Source organism: Mycobacterium sp. SMC-15 (assembly GCF_045310925.1).
Lineage (GTDB): Bacteria > Actinomycetota > Actinomycetes > Mycobacteriales > Mycobacteriaceae > Mycobacterium.
On sequence record NZ_JBJIAJ010000007.1, the window covers coordinates 115,689 to 137,509 of the forward strand.

At 68.0% G+C, this 21,821-nt stretch carries 22 protein-coding genes, 1 other RNA gene and 1 pseudogene; 17 read left to right on the plus strand and 7 right to left on the minus strand.

The window, feature by feature from the left end; all coding sequences use genetic code 11:
• Positions 1-15: 15 nt before the first annotated feature.
• From ACJH71_RS12285 to ACJH71_RS12295, 3 genes are read right to left on the minus strand one after another with little or no spacing between them, the layout of a single operon-like run.
• The gene (locus tag ACJH71_RS12285) at positions 16-852 is read right to left on the minus strand and encodes an SURF1 family protein (RefSeq protein ID WP_406758297.1); all 837 of its coding nucleotides are present in this window, start codon (positions 850-852) and stop codon (positions 16-18) included.
• Entirely contained in the window at positions 852-1,346 is a 495-nt protein-coding gene (locus tag ACJH71_RS12290; protein ID WP_406758298.1) for a low molecular weight protein-tyrosine-phosphatase, read from the minus strand. The genes ACJH71_RS12285 and ACJH71_RS12290 overlap by 1 nt, the downstream gene beginning before the upstream one ends.
• Positions 1,339-2,016, minus strand: coding sequence for an HAD hydrolase-like protein (locus tag ACJH71_RS12295; protein WP_406758299.1), 678 nt, complete (start codon positions 2,014-2,016; stop codon positions 1,339-1,341). Before ACJH71_RS12295 ends, ACJH71_RS12290 begins: the two co-directional genes overlap by 8 nt.
• 61 nt (positions 2,017-2,077) lie before the next feature.
• Here ACJH71_RS12295 and ACJH71_RS12300 point away from each other — a divergent pair, with 61 nt between their 5' ends.
• Genes ACJH71_RS12300 through ACJH71_RS12310 form a run of 3 tightly spaced genes read left to right on the plus strand, consistent with a single transcriptional unit; the run spans position 2,078 to position 5,050 of the window.
• Positions 2,078-3,211: a Nif3-like dinuclear metal center hexameric protein gene (locus ACJH71_RS12300; protein ID WP_406758300.1), complete on the plus strand. Its 1,134-nt coding sequence runs from the start codon at positions 2,078-2,080 to the stop codon at positions 3,209-3,211.
• Positions 3,208-3,942 (plus strand): zinc ribbon domain-containing protein, encoded by a 735-nt coding sequence (locus ACJH71_RS12305; protein WP_406758301.1) that lies wholly within the window; start codon positions 3,208-3,210, stop codon positions 3,940-3,942. The genes ACJH71_RS12300 and ACJH71_RS12305 overlap by 4 nt, the downstream gene beginning before the upstream one ends.
• 25 nt (positions 3,943-3,967) lie before the next feature.
• The gene (locus ACJH71_RS12310; protein ID WP_406758302.1) at positions 3,968-5,050 is read left to right on the plus strand and encodes a bifunctional RNase H/acid phosphatase; all 1,083 of its coding nucleotides are present in this window, start codon (positions 3,968-3,970) and stop codon (positions 5,048-5,050) included.
• Between the two features lie 15 nt (positions 5,051-5,065).
• On the opposite strand, the gene ACJH71_RS12315 is transcribed toward ACJH71_RS12310, so the two are convergent.
• A complete protein-coding gene (locus ACJH71_RS12315; protein ID WP_406758303.1) occupies positions 5,066-5,641 on the minus strand; it encodes a helix-turn-helix domain-containing protein in 576 nt (191 codons plus the stop codon).
• Between the two features lie 136 nt (positions 5,642-5,777).
• On the opposite strand from ACJH71_RS12315, the gene ACJH71_RS12320 reads away from it, so the two are divergent.
• On the plus strand, positions 5,778-6,737 hold the full coding sequence (locus ACJH71_RS12320; protein WP_406758304.1) for an NAD(P)/FAD-dependent oxidoreductase: 960 nt from the start codon (positions 5,778-5,780) through the stop codon (positions 6,735-6,737).
• Positions 6,734-7,375, plus strand: coding sequence for a class I SAM-dependent methyltransferase (locus ACJH71_RS12325; protein ID WP_406758305.1), 642 nt, complete (start codon positions 6,734-6,736; stop codon positions 7,373-7,375). The genes ACJH71_RS12320 and ACJH71_RS12325 overlap by 4 nt, the downstream gene beginning before the upstream one ends.
• A gap of 11 nt (positions 7,376-7,386) precedes the next feature.
• On the opposite strand, the gene ACJH71_RS12330 is transcribed toward ACJH71_RS12325, so the two are convergent.
• Entirely contained in the window at positions 7,387-8,097 is a 711-nt protein-coding gene (locus ACJH71_RS12330) for a 2OG-Fe(II) oxygenase (RefSeq protein WP_406758419.1), read from the minus strand.
• A 386-nt stretch (positions 8,098-8,483) separates the two neighbouring features.
• Between ACJH71_RS12330 and ACJH71_RS12335 the strand changes: the two genes are divergently transcribed.
• From ACJH71_RS12335 to rnpB, 12 genes and pseudogenes are all read left to right on the plus strand, one after another.
• Complete coding sequence (locus ACJH71_RS12335; protein ID WP_406758306.1) at positions 8,484-9,248, plus strand: MlaE family ABC transporter permease; 765 nt, start codon at positions 8,484-8,486, stop codon at positions 9,246-9,248.
• Positions 9,245-10,048 (plus strand): ABC transporter permease, encoded by an 804-nt coding sequence (locus ACJH71_RS12340; RefSeq protein WP_406758307.1) that lies wholly within the window; start codon positions 9,245-9,247, stop codon positions 10,046-10,048. The genes ACJH71_RS12335 and ACJH71_RS12340 overlap by 4 nt, the downstream gene beginning before the upstream one ends.
• A 24-nt stretch (positions 10,049-10,072) precedes the next feature.
• The gene (locus tag ACJH71_RS12345) at positions 10,073-11,350 is read left to right on the plus strand and encodes an MCE family protein (protein ID WP_406758308.1); all 1,278 of its coding nucleotides are present in this window, start codon (positions 10,073-10,075) and stop codon (positions 11,348-11,350) included.
• Positions 11,347-12,375, plus strand: a complete 1,029-nt coding sequence (locus tag ACJH71_RS12350) for an MCE family protein (RefSeq protein ID WP_406758309.1) — start codon at positions 11,347-11,349, stop codon at positions 12,373-12,375. Before ACJH71_RS12345 ends, ACJH71_RS12350 begins: the two co-directional genes overlap by 4 nt.
• A complete protein-coding gene (locus ACJH71_RS12355) occupies positions 12,372-13,640 on the plus strand; it encodes an MCE family protein (RefSeq protein WP_406758310.1) in 1,269 nt (422 codons plus the stop codon). The genes ACJH71_RS12350 and ACJH71_RS12355 overlap by 4 nt, the downstream gene beginning before the upstream one ends.
• Before the next feature lies 1 nt (position 13,641).
• On the plus strand, positions 13,642-14,949 hold the full coding sequence (locus ACJH71_RS12360; protein WP_406758311.1) for an MCE family protein: 1,308 nt from the start codon (positions 13,642-13,644) through the stop codon (positions 14,947-14,949).
• On the plus strand, positions 14,946-16,064 hold the full coding sequence (locus tag ACJH71_RS12365) for a virulence factor Mce family protein (protein ID WP_406758312.1): 1,119 nt from the start codon (positions 14,946-14,948) through the stop codon (positions 16,062-16,064). Before ACJH71_RS12360 ends, ACJH71_RS12365 begins: the two co-directional genes overlap by 4 nt.
• A gap of 1 nt (position 16,065) precedes the next feature.
• Entirely contained in the window at positions 16,066-17,502 is a 1,437-nt protein-coding gene (locus ACJH71_RS12370; RefSeq protein WP_406758313.1) for an MCE family protein, read from the plus strand.
• The gene (locus tag ACJH71_RS12375) at positions 17,469-17,975 is read left to right on the plus strand and encodes a tetratricopeptide repeat protein (RefSeq protein ID WP_406758314.1); all 507 of its coding nucleotides are present in this window, start codon (positions 17,469-17,471) and stop codon (positions 17,973-17,975) included. Before ACJH71_RS12370 ends, ACJH71_RS12375 begins: the two co-directional genes overlap by 34 nt.
• 14 nt (positions 17,976-17,989) lie before the next feature.
• Positions 17,990-18,481, plus strand: coding sequence for a hypothetical protein (locus ACJH71_RS12380; RefSeq protein ID WP_406758315.1), 492 nt, complete (start codon positions 17,990-17,992; stop codon positions 18,479-18,481).
• A gap of 53 nt (positions 18,482-18,534) precedes the next feature.
• Positions 18,535-18,963 (plus strand): annotated as a pseudogene (locus tag ACJH71_RS12385) (CAP domain-containing protein); the annotation flags it as partial.
• 42 nt (positions 18,964-19,005) lie between these two features.
• An RNA gene (gene rnpB, locus ACJH71_RS12390) (RNase P RNA component class A) lies at positions 19,006-19,394 on the plus strand.
• A gap of 1 nt (position 19,395) precedes the next feature.
• On the opposite strand, the gene ACJH71_RS12395 is transcribed toward rnpB, so the two are convergent.
• Both ACJH71_RS12395 and panB read right to left on the minus strand, forming a co-directional pair.
• Positions 19,396-20,799: a CHAD domain-containing protein gene (locus tag ACJH71_RS12395; RefSeq protein WP_406758316.1), complete on the minus strand. Its 1,404-nt coding sequence runs from the start codon at positions 20,797-20,799 to the stop codon at positions 19,396-19,398.
• 42 nt (positions 20,800-20,841) lie between these two features.
• On the minus strand, positions 20,842-21,681 hold the full coding sequence (panB, locus tag ACJH71_RS12400) for a 3-methyl-2-oxobutanoate hydroxymethyltransferase (RefSeq protein WP_406758317.1): 840 nt from the start codon (positions 21,679-21,681) through the stop codon (positions 20,842-20,844).
• Between the last annotated feature and the right edge of the window lie 140 nt (positions 21,682-21,821).

Consider the following 21,821-nt stretch of genomic DNA (forward strand, 5'->3'; position numbering starts at 1 on the left):
AGCGCTGCCGAAGGGCTACCGGCGCCGGCCGTATCGGTCGGTGAGCTTCTGCTCGACGGTCATCGGTGGCGCGGGTTCTTCCTCGCCCGCCTCGGGTTGCATCGCGGCGCGCTCCGCCCGGCGTGCCCGCAGCTCGGCGAACGCGAAGTACCCCAGACCTATTGGGGCCAGGATCCCGAACGCGATCCACTGAATCCCGTAGGACAGGAACGGTCCGGCATCCCGACGAGGCAGCGCGATCACGCCCAAGCCGCCGGGCTGGTCGTCGACGAGCTGCAGGTAGGACCCGGCCAGCGGGACGCCGGTCACAGATGCGACCTGCTCGGTGTTGATCGAGTACACCTGGCGAAAACCGTTCTCGGTGAACGGGTTCTTGCCGGGAATAGAGCCCTGGGAGTCACGCAGTCGCGCGGTGATGGTGACCTCCGAATCCGGTGGCGGCGCAATCTCCGGTAGCCGCGAGCCGCCGTCGTCGGTGCGCACGTAGCCGCGATTCACCAGCACGCTCGGCCCGCCTTTGACCGCGAACGGTGCCAGTACCTCCACCGCCGGCACCCCGTCGATCGACCGCAACCGCACCAGCACTTGCTTTTCGGCCAGGTAGTGCCCGGTGGCGGTCACCGGCCGCCACTGCTCGTCCGGTGCCGAGGAATCCTGATGCGGCAGCAGCGTGGTCACCGGCACGGGTTCGGCGGTCAGCGCGTGCTCAAGTTGGCTGTTCGCGCGGGAGGTGGTGGTGTTCTTACCCAATTGCCACGGCGCCAGCACGGTGAAGCACAGGTAGGCGAAGCCCAGCACCACCGCCGCCAGAGCCAGCCAGCTCGGGCGCAGCAGGAAGGCCAGGCGTCGCATCAGCCGCTCTCGCCCAACGCCAGCTGCCCGTCGACCCAGGCGTGCAGGCCCGGTAGCGCGGCCGCGATGACGGTGAACGCCTGCACGAAGTCGTCATGGCCGCCGTAGTAAGGGTCGTCGACGTCCGGCACCGCGGCACCCGAACGTGGATCGAAGGACCGCAGCATCCGGATCCGTTCGGCCGGAATGCCCAGCCCCTGCAGCAGCCCCACATGGTTGCGTCCCAGCGCCACCACCAGGTCCGCGGCCTCGTGCTCGGGCCCGACCTGGGCGGCGCTGTGCTCCACCGGGTAGCCGTTGTCGCGCAGCACCCGGTTGGTGCGTTCGTCGGCGCCCTTGCCGACGTGCCAGTCCGCGGTTCCGGCGCTGGTCACCCGCACAGTGCCGCCCAACCCGCGCTGCTCGAGCTGGTGGGCGAACATCTTCTCGGCCATCGGCGAGCGGCAGATGTTGCCGGTGCAGACGAACGTGACATGCAGCATCGGGTCAGACACCGAGTACCTCCCGTAGTTCGGCGACGGTCTGCACGCGGGCAACAGGACCGTCGGGGAATTCAGCGTTGGCGGTGCCCTCGTAGTCGGACTGGCCGTAGCCCCAGCCGACCAGCACCGTGTCGATGCCGTGCGCGGCCGCACCATCCACATCGTGACGCCGGTCGCCCACCATCAACACCCGCGCCGGCAGCGGCGCCAGCTGCCCCAGGGCGTGGGCCACCACCTCGGACTTCGCGGCCCGGGTGCCGTCGACGCTGGCCCCGGCAACCACCTCGAAATATCCGTCGAGCCCGAAATGGGCGAGGATCTTGCGGGCCGTCGGCTCGACTTTGGAGGTGGCCACGGCCAACCGGACCCCGGCGGCCCGCAGGTCGTTCAGCAGTGCGGCGACGCCGTCGAACATGGTGTTCATCTGCCATCCGCGGGAGGTGTAGTCGGCGCGATAGGCGGCGACCGCCGCCTCGGTCTGCTCGCCGAGGCCCATCGCGGCCAGCGTGTGGTGCATGGGCGGGCCGACCAGCCGCGCGGCCAGATCACCGTCGGGAATCGGCGCGCCGATGTGCTCCAGCGCGTGCCGGAAGCTGGCGACGATCCCGGCCGCGGAGTCGGTCAAAGTGCCGTCGAGGTCGAAGATCACCAATTCGGCGGCGGCGGTGCTCGTGCGCGTCACGGTCCCATTGTCCCCGACGTGCGCGGAGAGCTTGCCGGGTGGCGCACTACTGTCTTGCAGTGTGACCGCGCGGCTGGCTGACGTCATCGACGTACTGGATGCGGCCTACCCGCCCGGGCTGGCCCATTCCTGGGACTCGGTCGGGCTGGTCTGCGGTGACCCCGACGACGTGGTGAGCTCGGTGACGATCGCGGTCGACGCCACCGCGGCGGTGGTCGACGAGGTGCCCGACGGCGGCCTGCTCTTGGCCCACCACCCGCTGTTGCTGCGCGGGGTGGACACCGTAGCGGCCAGCACCCCCAAGGGTTCGCTGGTGCACCGTCTGATCCGGACCGGTCGCGCCCTGTTCACCGCCCACACCAATGCCGACGCGGCCTCGCCCGGGGTCTCCGACGCGCTCGCGGCAGCACTCGGGCTGACCGTGGAGTCCGTGCTGGAGCCGGCCGGCCCACGCGCCGACACCGACAAATGGGTGATCTACACCCCGGCGGAGCACGCCGAGGCGGTCCGGGCCGCGGTGTTCGCGGCCGGCGCGGGCCACATCGGCGCCTACGCGCAGTGCAGTTGGAGTGTGCCGGGCACCGGCCAGTTCCTGCCCGGTGACGGTGCGACGCCGGCGATCGGCCAGGTGGGCCAGGTGGAGCGCGTTGCCGAGGACCGCGTCGAAGTGGTGGCGCCGGCGCGGGCGCGCGGGACGATTCACGCGGCGCTGCTGGCCGCCCACCCCTACGAGGAACCGGCATTCGACATATTCGCGTTGCAGCCGCTGCCCGCCGGGGTGGGGATCGGCAGGGTCGGCAGCCTGGCGACCTCGGAACCGTTGAGCGCGTTCGTCGCCCGCGTCGCTGCGGGCCTGCCAGCCACCTCGTGGGGTGTGCGCGCCTCTGGGGACCCCGACCTGCCGGTCTCGCGAGTGGCGGTCTGCGGCGGCGCGGGCGATTCCCTGCTGGATGCGGCGGCCACCGCCGACGCCCAGGTCTACGTCACCGCCGACCTGCGGCACCATCCGGCTGACGAGCATTCCCGGCGGTCCGCGATGGCGCTGGTCGACGTGGCCCACTGGGCCAGTGAATTCCCCTGGTGCGCGCAGGCCGCCGACGTACTTCGCTCGCATTTCGGTGCGGCGCTGCCGGTGCGTGTCAGCACGCTGCGCACCGACCCCTGGAACCTCGCGCACGAAGGAGACCGGTCATGAAGGCTGCTGTAGCTCAACAACGTTCGCTGCTGGAATTGTTGGAGCTGGATGCCGAGCTGGCCCGGATCACGCACCGTGCCGGGCACCTTCCCGAGCAGCAGGACCGCGAGCGCATCCAGGCCGAGCACACCGCGGCAGCCGACCGGCTGGCCGCGCTGGAGTTGGCCTTGGAGGACTTGGACGCCCAGGCCGGCCGCTTCGAGTCGGAGATCGACGCGGTGCGCCAGCGTGAGGACCGCGACCGCGCCCTGCTGGACTCGGGGCAGGCCGTCGCCAAACAGGTCGTCGATCTGCAGCACGAGCTGGAGACGCTGCAGAAGCGTCAATCCAGCCTCGAGGACTCGCTGCTGGAGTTGATGGAGCAGCGTGAGCAACTGCAGACCCAGGCCAGCGCCGAAGCGAGCGTGCTGGAGGGCCTGGCTGCTGATTTGGGCCGAGTGCAGGAGGCGATCGACACCGCCTTAGAGGAGATCGAGACCACCCGCGGCCAGCGTTCGGGCAGCCGTGAACGACTGGCCGCCGAGATCGACGCCGAGCTGTTGGCGCTCTATGAGCGGCAGCGGGCCTCGGCGGGAGTCGGCGCGGGCCTGTTGCGCGGGGGACAGTGCGGCGCCTGCCGGATCGAAATCGACCGCGGCCAGCTGGCGAAGATCTCGGCAGCGGAGCCCGAAGAGGTCCTGCGGTGCCCGGAATGCAACACGATCCTGCTGCGGGTCAAGAACTTCGGTTAGTGCTCTGGCCGGTGAAGGTGGGGGGATGAAGGTCGTCGTTGAAGCCGACGGTGGGTCACGCGGAAACCCGGGCCCGGCCGGCTACGGGGCGGTGGTGTGGTCCGCCGACCGCACCTCGGTGCTCGCCGAGGCCAAGGAGGCCATCGGTGTTGCCACCAACAACGTCGCCGAATACCGGGGCCTGGTCGCGGGATTGACCGAGGCGGCCCGGTTGGGTGCCGCCGAGGTAGCGGTGTTCATGGACTCCAAGCTGGTGGTCGAGCAGATGGCCGGCCGGTGGAAGGTCAAGCATCCGGACCTGATCACGCTGCACCGGCAGGCTCGCGAGCTGGCCTCGAGGTTCGACCATGTCCGCTACTCCTGGATTCCGCGGGAGCAGAATTCCCATGCTGACCGGCTCGCCAACGAGGCGATGGACGTCGCTGCCGGGATCGAGACGCCGGCGGAGAAGCCGGCTGTGCCTGCGCCCACGGCTCCCGGCTGGACCGGCGCGACGGGAACGGCTACTCGGCTGTTGTTGCTGCGGCACGGGCAGACCGAACTGTCGGTGCACCGGCGCTACTCCGGTCGCGGCAACCCGCCGCTGACCGACACCGGCCGCCAGCAGGCCGATGCGGCGGCGCGCTACCTGGCCCAGCTCGGCGGTATCGCGGCGGTCGTCAGCTCACCCCTGCAGCGCTGCCGTGACACCGCCGAGGCGGCCGCGAGACTGCTGCGGTTGGACGTGACCGTCGATGAGGATCTGACCGAGACCGATTTCGGGGCCTGGGAGGGGCTGACCTTCGCCGAGGCCGCCGAGCGCGATCCCGACCTGCACCGGCGCTGGCTCAAAGACACGTCCACGCGGCCCCCCGACGGGGAGAGCTTCGATGCCGTGCAGCAGCGGGTGATGGCCGCCCGCGACCGAATCGTCGCCGACCACACCGGCACCACCGTGCTGGTGGTGTCGCACGTGACTCCGATCAAGACGGTGCTGCGGCTGGCGCTGGACGCCGGCCCCGCCATCTTGTACCGGCTGCACCTGGACCTGGCGTCGCTGAGCATCGCCGAGTTCTACGGCGACGGACCCGCATCGGTGCGCCTGGTGAACCAGACGGCCTACCTGTAGCCGCCGGCCTGCGCGTCAGTCGTGCAGGTGCACGCGTTCGCCGTGGGTTCCGAAGATCACGATCGCCTCGGCCGGACCATCGACCGCGCCGAACCAGTGCGGTGTCCAGGTGGAGAACTCGACGGCCTCACCGGGCCCGATCAGGAAGTCGTCGTCGCCCAGCACCAACCGGAGCCGGCCGGACAACACGTACATCCACTCGTGGCCCTCGTGCACCGGCAACTCGGCGGGGCGGCGACGGCGCATACCGACGCGGATCTTGAAAGCATGCAGACCCCCGGCCGGGCCGTGCCGGGTCAGTGGCCAGTAGGTGATGCCGTTGTGGCTGTGCGAGGTGCCTCGCACCCGTGGGTCCTGATGCTGCGGGGCGCGCAGCAACTCGTCGGTGCTGACCGACAGCGCCTCGGCCAGCCGGGGCAGATGATCCAGCGCCAGGCGCCGCTTGCCCGATTCCAGCCTGCTCAATGTCGAGACATCGATGCGGGCGCGCGTCGCCACGTCCTCCAAGGTCAGCCCCTGCTGGGTGCGCAGCTCACGCAGTCGACGCCGCACCCGTAGGTCGACGCCACCGTCATCCGTGCTTGCCTGCATAGCAATCCAGGTTGCCAGAATCTTCGGCGGCACGGAAAGCACGAGTGCGTCTTTTCCGAAGGAGGGTTAGTGGGCTCCCTTTGCCTGGATGGCAAACGAGCGTGCTGTATTGCGATGCGGCCTGCATGCTCGATGCATGAGCGAAATCTGGGATTGCATCGTGGTGGGCGGCGGCGCGGCCGGACTCAGCGCCGGTCTGGTGTTGGGCCGTGCCCGGCGTAACACCCTGCTGGTCGACGCGGGCCAGCAGAGCAACCGCAGCGCACACGGAATCGGCGGCCTGCTGGGCCACGACGGCCGCCCGCCGGCCGAGCTCTACAGGCTAGGCCGCGACGAACTCGCCTCGTACGGTGTGCAGATCCGCTCCGGTGAAGTGGCAGAAATCGAAAGCGTCGACGGCGGGTTCGTGGTGCGGCTTCTTGGCGGTCGCGAAGAACGAACACGCCGCGTGCTGCTGGCCACCGGAATGACCTACCTGCCACCGGATCTCCCCGGCGTGGCGCAGCTGTGGGGCCGTTCGGTGTTCCACTGCCCGTTCTGTCACGGCTGGGAGGTGCGGGATCTGCCGTTGGCGGTGCTGGCTGACGGCGCCCGGGCGGTGCACATGGCGCTGCTGCTGCGGTGCTGGAGTGACGACATCGTGGTGCTCACCAACGGTCCGACCGAGCTGGGCGCCGACGACTGCAGCCGACTGGCCCAAGCCGGCGTCGAAATCGACGAACGGCCGGTGGCTGCGCTGGACGCGCACGACGGCGAGCTGGCGGCGGTGGTGTTCGCCGACGGTGAGCGGTTCCCCAGGCGCGGCTTACTGGTCGCGACCACTCTGCGCCAACGTGACCAGCTGGCCGAGCGCCTCGGTGTGGCTGTCGCGGAACCTGGTCCCGTGGCCCAAGACCCCGTCGGTGTCGATCCGTTGTGCCGCACCTCGATTCCCGGGGTATTCGCCGCCGGGGATTTGACGGCGGAGATGCCACAGGTGGCTACCGCGATCGCGGCGGGCTCCCGCGCCGCGGCGGCGGTGGTGCAGAGCCTGGCCGCCGACGACTACGGATTGCCGCTGCCGCCAGTCATGAATGAAAGGAACACAGACCGATGACCGACGCACTGCGCGACCCACGCGAATTCTGGGACGAGTTCTACAGTGGCGACGGACGGGTGTGGAGCGGAAAGGTCAACGTTCAACTCGCCGAGATCACCGCCGACCTGGCCCCTGGGCGGGCGCTCGATCTGGGCTGCGGTGAAGGCGCCGACGCGATCTGGCTGGCCGAAGACGGCTGGCAGGTGGTTGCGGTCGATGTCTCGGCCAACGCGCTGCAACGGGCCTGCGCCGCGGCTCAAGAGCGCCAGGTGATCTCGCGTATCCGCTTCGAGCGCCACGATCTGTCCACCAGCTTCCCGGCCGGCCGATTCGACCTGGTGTCGGCGCAGTTCCTGCACTCGCCGGTGCCACTGGACCGCGAAGCGGCGCTACGTCGGGCCGCCGACGCCGTGGCGGTGGGCGGACGGCTGCTGATCGTCGACCATGCCGCCGCGCCGCCGTGGGCAGGCGAGCACGTCCACGAGCATCACTTCGCCACGGCCGAAGAGGTACTGGCCGGGCTGGACCTCGATGAGCAGCAGTGGGAGCTGCTGCGGCTCGGGACGGCCGAGCGCGACGCCGTCGGGCCCGACGGCCAAAACGGAGTGCTGACCGACAACGTGATCATGCTGCGGCGTAAGGCGACCGTGCGCTAAAGCGGTGTCTTTCAAGCGGCGTCGTGGAAGATCAGCCCCAGCGTGAAGCGCTCACCCGAGCGGATCGGTGAGACGCCGTGGCGCACCGGCGCCGTCGACCAGCCGCGGGTGGAGCGCACCGGGCGATCGCGGGTGGTGAACACATAACCGTGGCCGTGCGGCAGTTGCACGGCCACGCCCCGAGACTGCGCACGCGGGCGCTGCTCGACGAGCAGGAACTCGCCCCCGGTGTAGTCGACGGCGGGGTCGCTGAGGTTGATCACTACCTGTAGCGGAAACACCAACTCGCCGTAGAGGTCCCGGTGCAGCGCATTCCAGTCGCCGGGGCCGTAGTGCAACATCAGGGCGGTCGGTTTGGTCTGGCCGGCACGGTGGCACTGGTGTAGCCATGCGTCGAAGTCGTCGGGCCAGGGCGTGTCGCGGCCCAGTCGGGTAGCCCAGTCCCGGGCGATCGGCAGCAGACGCGGATACAGCGCCCGCTTGAGCGCATCGATGGGATCGGGTGCCGGCGCCGCGAAATACCGGTACTGCCCGGACCCGTAGCGGTGGCGTTGCATGTCGACGGTGGCGCGGAAGCGCTCGTCGTCGGCGTAGCAACGCCGCAACCGCGCGGCCTCGGTGACCGTCAACAGCCGGGGCAGCAGCGCGCCGCCGCACTCGTCGAGCTCGGCGGCCACGGCATCCCAGTCGCCGGCGCCCACCCGCCGTTCCCAGCGCGTCATCGTCGTCGCCATGGCTGGGGGTCCTTCCGATCGGGTGCTATCGAGTCGGGTGCTATCGAGTGTGCGCCACGGCCCGCAAACCGCGCTGCGGGACGCGATGAGTGTCGTCGTTCGGGTCGGTTCGATTAAATCGCCGTGCGCCAAATCGCCGGCGCCTGGCAACCAGCAGCTTCCGTGAACAGCGCGGTAGTAGGCCATTTGGGGTCGTTGACAGCTAATTCCTGCACTTCTACTGTTCGGCCCACTACAGGAGGGGAGTGGCAATGCGCGGGAGATCAGCAGTGACATGCGCATCTGGTGGGGCAGTGGCGGAGTCGTCGTCGACTGGACGGCTCGTACGCGCGCGAACGGGCTGACGCGTTGGCGCACACCACAGGCAGGCAGCGATGAGCGGGCTCTCCTGGTCCAAGCCCGCGATCGCGGTCGGCGATTTCGTCGTGCTTGCCGGTGAGACGTTCGCGGCGATGGCGCGACCACCGTGGGCTTGGCGCGAACTGATCAACCAGATCTGGTTCGTGGCACGGGTGTCGATCGTCCCGACAATCATGCTGTCGATTCCCTACACCGTGCTCATCGTCTTCACCCTCAACATCGTGCTGCTGGAGATCGGCGCCTCTGATCTGTCCGGTGCCGGCGCGGCGCTGGCAGCCGTCACCCAGGTCGGCCCGGTGGTCACCGCCATCGTCGTCTCGGGCGCGGGCGCCACCGCCATGTGCGCAGATCTGGGTGCCCGCACGATTCGCGAGGAGATCGACGCCATGAAAGTGATCGGCGTCAACCCCGTCGAGGCACTCGTGGTTCCCCGCGTCATCGCGGCGACATTCGTTGCGGTGATGCTCTATTCGGTGGTCGCGGTGGTGGGCCTGACCGGAAGCTACGCGTTCGTGGTGTTCGTGCAGCACGTCACGCCGGGCGCTTTCGTCGCCGGGATGACCCTGTTGACCGGACTGCCGCAGGTGGTGGTTTTGCTGATCAAGGCGCTGCTGTTCGGCCTGTCTGCCGGACTGATCGCCTGCTACAAGGGGTTGTCGGTGGGCGGTGGCCCAACGGCGGTGGGCAACGCGGTCAACGAGACCGTCGTCTTCGCGTTCATGGCGCTGTTTCTGATCAACATCCTGGCCACCGCTTTCGGTGTGAAGGTCGCGCCGTGACGGCCGCCGACACTGCCCGGCGGGTGGGCGAACAGACCGCCTTCTACGGCGCCGCATTGGCCGCCATCGGGGATGCGATCCGCCGCTACCCCGGCGAGGTGCTGCGGTTGATCGCGGTGATGGGAATGGGGGCCGGCGCGCTGGCCGTCATCGGCGGCACCGTGGTGATCGTCGGCTTCCTCACTTTGTCCACCGGGGCCCTGATCGCGGTGCAGGGCTACAACACCTTGTCCAACGTCGGAATTGAAGCACTGACCGGCTTCCTGGGCGCCTTCCTCAACGTGCGGTTCATCGCCCCGGCCACCGCCGGGGTGGCGCTGGCCGCGACCATCGGTGCCGGTGCGACCGCGCAGATCGGTTCGATGCGGATCAACGAAGAGATCGACGCGCTGGAAGCAATGGGCATTCGGTCGATCACCTACCTTGCCGCCACCCGGATCGTGGCCGGTGTTCTGGTGGTGATCCCGCTCTACACCGTCGCCGTGTTGATGGCGTTCTTGGCGACTCGCTTCGGCACCACCGTGATCTACGGACAGTCACGGGGCGTCTACGACCACTACTTCTCCACCTTCTTGGAACCCACCGATCTGCTGTGGTCGTTTCTGGCCGCGCTGTCGATGGCCACCGCGGTCATGGTGGTGCACACCTATTACGGCTTCACCGCCAGCGGTGGCCCGGCCGGGGTTGGCGAGGCCGTCGGCCGCGCCGTGCGAACCTCGGTCACCGCGACGGTGTTTGTGCTGCTGACCATCACGCTGTCTGTGTACGGACAGTCCGGCAACTTCCACTTGTCGGGGTGAGGCGGGGTGAGGCGGGGTGAGTCGATGAGCATCAGCACCCACAACAGATCCCGCCGCGGCGGGATCGACCCGATCTGGTGGTCGCCCGTCCTGGTGGTGGTGATCGTGGCCTTGTGCGCCATGACCGCCCTGCTGTTCTCCGGAGCGTTCCGGGGCTATGTCCCGCTCACGCTGGTCTCCGATCGAGCCGGCTTGGTGATGGAGGACGGGGCGAAGGTGAAACTTCGCGGTATTCAGATCGGCGAGGTGAGATCCATTGGCAGCCAGCCGGGGAACGATCACTCCCGACTGTCCACCCTGAATCTGAAGATGTACCCGCGGCCCTTCGGCTTCCTGCCGAGCAACATCGAAGCCGAGATCAAGTCCAGTACAGCGTTCGGCGCCAAGTACGTCGATCTGGTCATTCCGACCGGCGGACCCAGTGGCCAACGGCTCAAGGCCGGCGCGGTGCTGCGTTCACGCAACGTGACGGTGGAAGTCAACACCATGTTCGAGAATCTGCAGGCGGTGGTGCACGCCATCGACCCCGCCAAGCTCAATTCGGTGCTCTCGGCGGTGGCCGAATCGGTGCGGGGCAGGGGAGACGTCATCGGGCGGGCCATCACCGGCGCCAACACGATGCTGACGGCGGTGAACCCACGCATGCCGACCGTGCAGCGCGACTGGCAACTGTTCGGCCAGACCACTCAGGCATATTCCGTTGCCGCGCAGAACATCCTGGAAATCCTGGACTCCGCGTCCACCACCAGCACCACCCTGTCCGGCCAGGCCGGCGAACTCGACGCGCTGCTGCTCGCCGCGGTCGGGTTCTCCGCGACCGGGATCGACACCATCGGTGCCAACCAGCCCGGATTGGTTCAGGCGCTCAACTTGATGGCGCCGACCACCGATCTGCTCGAGGAGTACTCGCCGACCTACACCTGCCTGTTCCAAGGGGCGCAATGGTTCCTGGAGAACGGCGGACGAGACGCCATGGGCGGCAACGGTAGATCGGTCATCATGGACGCCGCGATGCTCGCCGGCGACGACCCGTATCGCTACCCCGACAACTTGCCTTTGGTCAACGCCCGGGGCGGACCCGGCGGCAGGCCCAGCTGCGGCTCGCTGCCCGACGTGAGCAAGAACTTCCCGGTGAAGTATCTGGTGACCGACACCGGATTCGGCACCGGCCTGGACGTTCGGCCCAACCCGGGCATCGGTTTTCCCGGCTTCGCCAACTACTTCCCGGTCACCAAGCCGGAGCCCGAACCGCCAAGAATCCGCTATCCCGGACCGCCCGCGCCCGGGCCGGAGTCGCCATGAGAGGCAATATCGGCAAGACCCTGACCTGGGTCGTGTTGTTCACGGTGACGTGCCTGGTGTTCATCTTCATCCTGGTCACGGTCTTCGGGCAGTTCCGATTCGACTCCCGGGTGGGCTATCGGGCCGAGTTCACCAACGTGTCGGGACTCAAGGGCGGCAACTTCGTTCGCATCGCCGGTGTCGAGATCGGCAAGGTCACCAACATGGCGCTGCGTCCCGACGGCACCGTCACGGTCGACTTCTTGATCGACCGAGGGCTGACGCTCACCGAGGGCACCCGGGCCGCGGTGCGCTACGAGAACCTCATCGGCGACCGCTACCTGTCGTTGGAGCAAGGCGCGGGGTCGGTACGCACCCTTCAACCGGGCCAGACCATTCCGTTGACGCGGACCGAACCCGCACTCGACGTGGATGCCCTCATCGGCGGCTTTCGGCCCCTGTTCCGCGCATTGGACCCCGACCAGGTGAACGCGCTCAGCGGCGAGCTGCTCAAGGTGTTTCAGGGCCAGGGCGGCACCATCGCCTCGGTGTTGGCGCAGACCTCGGCATTGACCACGACACTGGCCGGCCGCGACGAGCTGATCGGCCAGGTGATCACCAACCTCAACACCGTGCTGGGCACCTTCAGCACCCGCGACCGCGAGTTCGGCCACGGGCTGGACTCGCTGACCCAGATGGTCCAGGGCTTGGCGGATCGCCGCACCGACATCACCAAGGGCGTGGCCTACATCAACGCCGCCGCCGGCTCGGTCGCCGACCTACTGACCGTGGCCCGCGAACCCATTCGTGATGTGGTGACGCAAACCGATCGGGCCGCCGGTCAGGTGATGGCCGACCGCGACTATGTCGACGATCTGGTCAAGACACTGCCCGACGCCTACCAGGTTCTGGCGCGCAACGGGCTCTACGGCGACTATTTCGGCTTCTACATGTGTGACCTGGTGATCAAGGTGAATGGCAAAGGCGGCCAACCGCTCTACTCCAAGATCATGAACCAGACGACCGGACGGTGCGCCCCGAAATGACCAGACCGAAACTGCCGCGGATCACCATCAAGCCGCTGGCCGAGCGCAACCGGCCAGCGGTCGGCGTCACCGGCATACTCCTGCTGATCGCCTTGGTGGTGGCGGTGTTCAGCTATGACAGGCTGCCGCTGGTCAAGGGCACCTCCGACTACGCCGCCTACTTCACCGAGGCCGGCGGCATCAAATCCAACAGTGACGTGCGGGTGTCGGGACTCGACGTCGGCCGGGTTGCCGGTCTGCGGCTGGAGGGCAACCGGGTCCGGGTGACGTTCACGGTCCGCAAGGGAGTCGTGCTCGGCGACCGCACCGAGGCCGCGATCAAGACCGAAACCGTGCTGGGCAACAAGTTCCTGGAACTGACCCCGCGCGGCGACGGCCATCTCACCGGTCCGATACCGGTCGAACGCACGACCTCGCCCTACGACCTGCCGGATGCCCTGGGAGATCTGACCGCCGTCATCAGCGGCCTGGACACCACGCAGTTGTCCTCGGCGCTGACCACCTTGGCCGAGACCTTCAAAGACACCCCACCGGACCTCAAGATGGCACTGCAAGGAGTGGCTCGTTTCTCCGACACCCTCGACAAACGCGACGCCACGCTGCGCCAACTGCTGGCCGACGCCAACAACGTCACCGGCGTGCTGGCCCGGCGCAGCGAACAGATCGCCGGCCTGGTCGCCAACAGCAACGCCCTGCTGAGCGAGCTGTTGTCGCAACGCAATTCCGTCGACGCATTGATGACCAACCTGACCGCGGTGTCGCGACAGGTGTCGGCCGTGGTCGACGACAACCGCCAGCAGCTCAAGCCCGCGGTGGACAAGCTCAACGGCGTCCTGGCGATCCTCGACAACCGCCGAGCCGACCTGCAGCGCACGCTCTACCTGTTTCGCCGCTACGCCATGTCGTTCGGCGAGGTGCTGGGATCCGGGCCGTTCTTCAAAGCCTCAGTGGTGAACCTGATCCCGGGCCAACTGGCGCAGCCGGCCATCGAAGCCGCCTTCTCCGATCTGGGTCTGGACCCCAATGTGCTGCTGCCCTCGCAGCTGAACGACCCGGCCGTCGGCCAGCCCGGCACCCCGCCACTGCCGATGCCGTTTCCGCGCACCGGACAGGGCGGCGAACCCAATCTGACCTTGCCGGACGCCATCACCGGCAAACCCGGAGACCCGCGCTATCCCTACCGAGAACCGCTCCCGGCGCCGCCACCGGGCGGACCACCCCCAGGCCCGCCCGCGCTCGGTCCGGCGGCAGACGGGGGCAACTGACATGGGCACCCACTCCGTGGCCGGTGTAACCCTGCCGGCCAGCCGCGCGCGACTCCTGCGGCTGGCGACCGCGGCCGTATTGGTGTCAAGCCTTGTCATCGCAGTGTTGCTGGTGGCCGGACCGCCCTGGGCGCAGCTGCGCAAGCACGTTTACACCGCCTACTTCACCAACACCAACGGGCTCTACACCGGCGACGAGATCCGCATCTTGGGGGTTGCCGTCGGCACCGTCGATCGCATCGAACCCTTCCCGGACACCGCCAAGGTGACCTTCTCCGTCGGCCGCCAATACCAGGTCCCCGTCGATGTGCGGGCGGCGATCCTGTCGCCGTCGTTGGTGAGCGCCAGGGCGATCCAGCTTGTCCCGGCCTACACCGGTGGTCCCGAACTGGCCGACGGTGCCAGCATTCCGCAGGACCGCACGGCGGTTCCGGTCGAATGGGACGACTTCCGGCAGCAGCTGGAGAAGCTCACCGATTCCCTGCAGCCGTCTGACACCGCCGGCCGCAGCGCCGTCGGTGCATTCGTCAACACCGCGGCGGCCAACCTGCGGGGTCAGGGCGACACCGCACGCGAGACGGTGATCAAACTGTCGCAGGCGATGTCGGCGCTGGGCGATCACAGCACCGACATCTTCAGCACGGTCCGCAACATGCAACTGCTGGTCTCGGCGCTGACCTCCAGCAGCGACCTGCTGGCGGCGTTCAACGTCAACCTCGCCGATATCACCACCTTGCTGAACAATTCGCCCCGCGAATTCGCCGACGCGATGACGAGCCTCGACGGCGTGGTCAACGACCTACGCGGATTCATCGGCGAGAACCGGGAGGGCTTCGGCGTCACCGTCGATCACCTGACGGCGATCACCACCGCACTCAACGAAAGCCGTGGCGACCTCAAACAGGTGCTGCACATCGCCCCCTCGGTGTTCCAGAATTTTGTGAACATCTACCAGCCGGCCCAAAGTGCGATCACCGGGGTGATGGCGCTCGGGAACTTCGCCACCACCGTCCAATTCATCTGCGGCGGAATCGAAGCTCTGGCGCGGGCGAACTCACTGCAGGCATCGAAGTTGTGCGTGCAATATCTGGCGCCGATCATCAAGAACCGCCAGTACAACTTCCTGCCGATCGGCGGCAACCCGTTCGTGGGCACGGCGGCGCGACCGAACGAGATCACCTACAGCGAAGACCGGCTCCGGCCGGGCGCCGCCCAACAGCCGGCCGAGCCGCCCCGCCAACCCCTCGACCCCGAGCTGGGCCTGCCCGGCCTGCTGCTGCCGTCGTCGCCACCGGAGGGCACCCCGTGAGGCGGCTAGTGGTCATCGCGCTGAGCATCACCGTCGCCTTCGGGGCCAGCGGCTGCCGGTGGCGGGGCCTGAACTCGCTGAGCCTGCCGGGCACCGGACGCGGCGACGGCAGCTACACGATCTCGGCCCAGTTACCCGATGTCGTGGTCATTCAGCAGAACTCACGGGTGCGGGTCGCCGACGTCAACGTGGGCAATGTGACCAAGATCGAGGTCCAGGACTGGCACGCGCTGGTGACCATGCGCATCGACAACAGTGTGCACCTGCCGGCGAACAGCACCGCCAAAGTCGGACAGACCAGCCTGCTCGGTTCGATGCATATTGAGTTGGCGCCACCGACCGACGAGCCGCCGCGCGGCGAACTGCAAGACGGCGCGGTCATCCCGCTGTCGAAGGCCGCCACCTATCCGACCACCGAGCAGTCCCTGGCGTCGGTTTCGCTGCTGCTCAACGGTGGCGGATTGGCACAGCTGCAGGAGATCAACCAGAGCTTTGCTCGCGCGCTGGCGGGACGTGAGAGCGACATGCGCAGCCTGCTCACGCAATTGGACACCTTCATCGCCGCACTCAACGATCAGACCGATGACATCATCTCGGCCACCGAGAAGCTGAACGGTCTGGTCGGCCAATTCGCCCGGCAGAACCGCACCGTCGACAAGGCGCTGACCACGATCCCGCAGGCATTGGCGATGCTGGCGCAGCAGCGCACCAAGATCGCCGACGCCGTCGACGCGCTCGGAAAGTTCAGTGCCATCGCGGTCTCCACCGTCGACCAGAGCCGGGAGGCCCTGGTGGCCAACCTGCGCAACATCGCCCCGGTGTTGCGCTCGCTGGCCGACGCCGGTCCGGCGCTGACGCAGGGCCTGGACTTCTTGTCCACCTACCCCTGGGTCAAGAGCAACATCCCCAATTGGTTTCGCGGCGACTTCGCCAATATCAGTCTGGTCGTTGATCTGACGTTGAGCCGGATCGACAGCGGCCTGTTCACCGGAACACGGTGGGAAGGCGACCTCACCGAGTTGGAAATGCAGTGGGGGAGAACCGTCGGTCAGATGCCCAGCCCATACACCGCCGGTAACCCGCTGATCGCCCCCTACCACTTCGGGGGGTACTGAGGTGTTTCGGCTGTCCCGCACCGTCTGGACCCAGCTGGCGATCCTGGCGACGGTCACCCTCGTCGCCGGCGGGGTGATGGCGTTCGGTTTCGTTAAGGTCCCGGCGCTTTTCGGGATCGGCCGCTACACGGTGACCGTCGAACTGCCGGCGTCCGGCGGGCTGTACCCGACATCGGTGGTGACCTACCGCGGCACCGAGATCGGCAGGGTCAGCGCCATCGACGTCGACGCCGACGGGGTGCGTGCGGTGCTGAAGCTGAACTCCGCGATCAAGGTGCCCGCGCAGGTGACGGCCGCGGTGCACAGCCGCTCGGCGATCGGTGAGCAGTTCCTCGAACTCACCCCGACCTCCAGGGCCGCCGATCAGCGGATGCTGCGTGCCGGTGATGTGATCACGGCGGATAAGGTGCGCATTCCCGCCGATATCGCCAACCTGCTCGACGCCACCAACCGTGCCCTGCTGGCGATCCCGCACGACGATCTGCGCACCGTGATCGACGAGGCGGACAAAGCGGTGGGCGGTCTGGGTGCCGAACTGTCCCGCATTGTCGCCGGATCGACCTCGCTGGCCATCGAAGGCGGCGAGGCCTCGCAACCCTTCGCGCAGTTGATCGATCAGACCCCACCGGTGCTGAATTCCCAAGTAGTCACCGCGGATTCGATCGCGACGTGGGCGCAGCGGCTGGCCTCGATCACCGGCCAGCTCAACGCCGAGGACCGGGCGTTCGCGGGCCTGCTCAACGTCGGCGCCCCGGCGCTCGATGAGGCCAATGCGCTGCTGGGCCGGGTGGCCCCGGCGCTGCCGGTGTTGCTGGCCAACATGGTCAGCCTCGGTCAGATCGCGGTGACCTTCCACCAGGGCATCGAGCAGCTGCTGGTGCTGTTTCCGCAGGGCACCGCGGTGATGTCGGCGATCACGCTGGCCGACTCGGGCCTCAACACGCCCTATCGCGGCATCTACCTGGACTTCAACCTCAATATGAATTACCCGCCGCCGTGCAACACCGGATTCCTGCCGGCCCGCCAACAGCGGGCGCCCAGCTCGGTCGACTACCCGGATCGGCCCGCCGGCGAGCTGTACTGCCGCGTTCCACAGGACTCGGACCTCAATGTGCGTGGGGCACGCAACATTCCCTGCGAGAACGATCCCGCCAAACGTGCGCCCACGGTCGAGATGTGCGAGAGCGACGAGTCGTACATCCCGCTCAACGACGGCTACAACTGGAAGGGCGATCCCAACGCCACCTTGTCCGGTCAGGCGGTGCCGCAGGATCCGCCGCATGCCCCTGCGCCCGCGCCGCCGGTCGCCTTCATTCCCTACGACCCGCAGACCGGGAGCTACGTCGGCCCAGACGGCAAGCGCCACACCCGGGCCGACCTGGCCCCCCAGCGGAAGGATCAGACATGGCAGACGATGTTGTTGCCCCCGAGCGAATAGACCGCCGAGCGGCGGCAGGCGCGATCGTGGCCGTGGCTGCGCTGGCCGGTGCGGTCGGCTGGCTCGGCTACCGCGACCACCAGATCCAACAGGCGCAGCAGCAGCGCGAGAGCTACGTCCAGGTGGCGCGTCAAGCGGCGATCAACCTGACGACGATCAGTTATGCGCAGGCCGACTCCGATGTGCAGCGCATCATCGATTCGACGACCGGGGCGTTCCGCGACGACTTCAGTCAGCGATCCCGGCCCTTCGTCGACGTCGTCAAACAGGCGCATTCGGAGTCGGAAGGCACCGTCACCGAGGCCGGCCTGGAATCGGTGGACGGCGACCGGGCCGATGTCCTGCTGGCGGTCTCAGTGCGCACCACGATCGCCGGGACCGTCCAACCCGAACCGCGGCACTGGCGGATGCGAATCAGCCTGCAACACAACGGTGATGGCCCCAAAGTGTCCAACATCGCGTTCGTCCAGTGAACAGGGCGTTCAGCGTGTCGAGAACGACTGTGCGGCGCTGGGCGCTGGTAGTTCTGCTGCCGGGCATGGTCCTAACGCTTGCGATTGCGGCCGGTTACTTGAGATGGCAGGACGTCTCGGCGCGCGTCGCGCGGGAAACAGCCGCGCAGTCGGTACAGACCGCCACCGATGCCACCATCGCTATGCTGTCGTACCGCCCGGACACCGTCGAGTCCGCGTCGGCGGCCGCCGCCGACGGGATGACCGGCGCATTCCGCGACGAGTACACCCAACTGATCGAGGAAGTGGTGGCGCCCGGCGCCAAACAGCAGCACATTTCGACCGTGGTGACGGTGCCCGCGGCGTCCTCGGTGACCGCGAGCGCGCGCCATGCGGTGGTCCTGCTCTTCGTCGACCAGGCGACCACGATCGGCAACGGGCCGCCGACCACGACCGCATCGAGTGTGCGGGTCAGTTTGGACAAGGTCGGTGGCCGGTGGCTGGTCTCGCAGTTCGACCCGGTGTAGGGGCTAGGTGGCAGATGGGAATTGGCGTGCGCCGGGCGGCGGTGTTGGCGATCATGATTGGTGGGGCGGGGACGCTGCCCGTTGCCGCTGCCGACAACTCGCGCCTCAACGACAGTGTCGTGACCAACGTCTACACGATTCACCACCAGGCCGGCTGCGCTGAGAAGGTGATGGTCGACCCCCGGCTGGTGCTTGCCGCCGAATGGCATGCCAAAGACGTTCTCGGACACCGGGATCTGGACGGCAACCTCGGCTCCGACGGGTCCACCCCGCAGACCCGCGGGCAGGCCGCCGGCTTTCCCGGGACGGTCGCCGAAACCGTGGCGATCAACCCGGCGGTGGCGATCAGCGGCATCGAGATCCTCAACCGGTGGTATTACAACCCCGCGGATTTCGCGATCATGTCCGACTGCGCCAACACCGCGATCGGCGTGTGGTCGGAGAACAGTCCAGACCGATCCGTGGTGGTCGCCGTTTACGGTGCGGCATTGCCGGGCACCGCGTAGTACGGTGATCAGCGCGGACGAGTTGGCCGGGCGGCCGCGGCACGCGTAAAAGCGGGTCGAGGAAAGTCCGGACTTCACAGAGCAGGGTGATTGCTAACAGCAATCCGAGGTGACTCGCGGGACAGTGCCACAGAAAACAGACCGCCACCGCAAGGTGGTAAGGGTGAAACGGTGCGGTAAGAGCGCACCAGCGTTCCGGGTGACCGGGACGGCTTGGTAAACCCCACCCGAAGCAAGGCCAAGAAGGCCGCATTTCGGTGCGGTCGCGCAGGTGTTTGAGGGCTGCTCGCCCGAATCTGCGGGTAGGCCGCTTGAGGTACCCGGCGACGGTGTGCCCAGATGGATGGTCGCCGCCGCATCGCGTAAGCGGTGCGGAACAGAATCCGGCTTACAGGCCAACTCGTCCGCCTACATCACCCGGTCAAGCTTGCGCAGCGCGGGCCGCAACGCCGCCCGGCTCCGCGCGGCGAGGTCGGCCTCGCGGGCATACAGCAGCCCATAGGTGAAGGTGTCCTCACCGGCGGCCGCCGCGGCATCGGCTTGGTGAAGCAGATGCGCCCGGCTGACCACGCTGTCCTGGTGGTCGCCGAGCACGGTCTGAATCGTCTTCGCCCGCTTGGCGATCTTCTTCTTGTTCGCTGCTGCGGCGGCGTAGCGCAGCCGCTTGGCGGCCTTGCGGATCCGGTGCAGCGCCACGTCGCGGTCGGCGGCTTTCTTGGCGGCCTTCACCGCTTTGCGCACTCGCCGGTAGGCGATGTCCACCGTGGCGTACCGCTCGGCGGCCGGCGCGCTGATCAGCTCGTCGAGGCCGTCGAGCAGCCGGAAGTACCGCGGCGAGCGCATCGCGGCCAGGCTGCGCCGTCGCCCCGCCTCATAGCGGCGCAGCGAACCGCCGACCAGCCGTTCGCCCACCGGCCCGCGGACCAGCTCTGGTGTCAGCTCGTCGAGCGCCTGCTGATAGCGCTGGGCCAGGACCTCGGCGTCGCGGGCGACGCCGAGCACCGCACCCAATTCCTGCAGTTCGCCGAGAAGCGGGGCGTGGGCGGTCTCCTCGCCCTGCAACAGGCTGCGGATCCGGCGGATTGTCACCCGCATCTGATGGACCGCGTCGTCGGCGTCGGCGCGCACCGCCCGATCCCAGACCAGCAGTTGGTCGATCTGCTCGGCCAGCGCCCGATGCAGGCAATCGGTCGGATGCGCGGGCGCCGGCGGCGCACCGAGCACCCGGGCCAGTTTGGATCCGTAGCCGGCCGGCCCGGCGCCGGTGTCGAGCAACCGGTTGCTCAGCCGATCCAGCAGCTCGAGGTCCCCGCAGCCCAGTTCCAGTTCCCATTCCCGCCAGTGCTGCTGGGCGTCATCGTCGGCCGACGCGGTGACCTGGTCGTCGCAGAACTCGGCCAGTACCTCGCCGTGATCGTCGCGCAGCACCACCACACCGCGTGCGGTACGGATTTGTGCCACGGGTGCCAGCGGCCGATCGCGCACGATCGCCCTCACCACGTCGAGCAGTTCGTCCGGAATCTCTGGGCCCAGCGGGGCGCGCACCTCGGTGCGGGTGTCGGGCCCGGCAGGAAGTTTCAGGTGCCAGCCGGCGTCGGGACCGCCGGTGCGCCGGCGCAACGTGATCCGTCGCGCGGCCAGGTCGTGCCCCGGGGTGTCGAAGTAGACGGCCGCAAGATCCTGTGCCGGCAACTGCTCGACGTGGGCGACCCCGGCGATGCCGTCGAAGGACGGCGAGATCGCCTCTGCGTCAACGTCGAACTTGCGTTCCACCTCGCGAAACCGAGAGGTGCTCGGGTCGGTTGCAGACACGGCATCCAGCCTGTCACATCCGGACCGCCCGGACGTGGCGTTCTAGAAGCAGTGCTCCTCGGCCGGGAAAGTGCCCGCTGCCACCTCGGTGGCGTACTGCTCTGCGGCACGGCGCAACTCGCCGCCCACGTCGCCGAAGCGCTTGACGAAGCGGGCGGTCTTGCCGGTGGTCATCCCGGCCATGTCCTGCCACACCAGAACCTGGGCGTCGCAGTTGGGCCCGGCGCCGATCCCGACGGTGGGAATGGTCAGCTTGCCGGTGATCTGGGTGGCCAGCTCCGCGGGCACCATCTCCATCACCACCGCGAACGCACCGGCCTCCGCTACCGCGATCGCGTCGTGAATGGTCTGCTCGGCAGCGTCACCGCGTCCCTGCACCCGGTAGCCGCCGAGGGTGTTGACGCTCTGCGGGGTGAACCCGATGTGCGCCATCACCGGGATGCCGGCGGCGGTCAACGTGGCGATCTGGTCGGCCACTCGCTCGCCGCCCTCCAGCTTGACCGCGTGGGCGCCGCCCTCCTTCATGAACCGGGTGGCGGTGGCCAGCGCCGCCGCCGGCCCGCCTTCATAGGAGCCGAACGGCAGATCTGCGACCACCAGCGCATGCGGGGCGCCGCGCACCACCGCGCGGACCAGCGGGAGCAGCTCATCGACGGTGATGGCAACGGTGGTGTCGTAGCCGTAGACCACATTGGCCGCCGAGTCGCCGACCAGCAGCACCGGGATGCCGGCGTCGTCGAAAATGCGGGCCGACGAGTAGTCGTAAACCGTCAGCATTCCCCATTTGCGACCCTCGGCCTTCATCTGCTGCAGATGGTGCACGCGGGTTTGGGGAGCAATACGGGCAGGGCTGGGTGCAGCGCCATAAACGTGCTCAGACATCGTTGTCCCTCGAATTGGTCGGGTCGATCCTCGAAGCCCGTCACTCGGGTCCCCGGGTCGTCTGACATGCCCAGTGTGCCACCTGCCGCCGCGCAGCTGAACCTCCATGTGCAGTGGATTTCCTCACACCGCCACGCGCG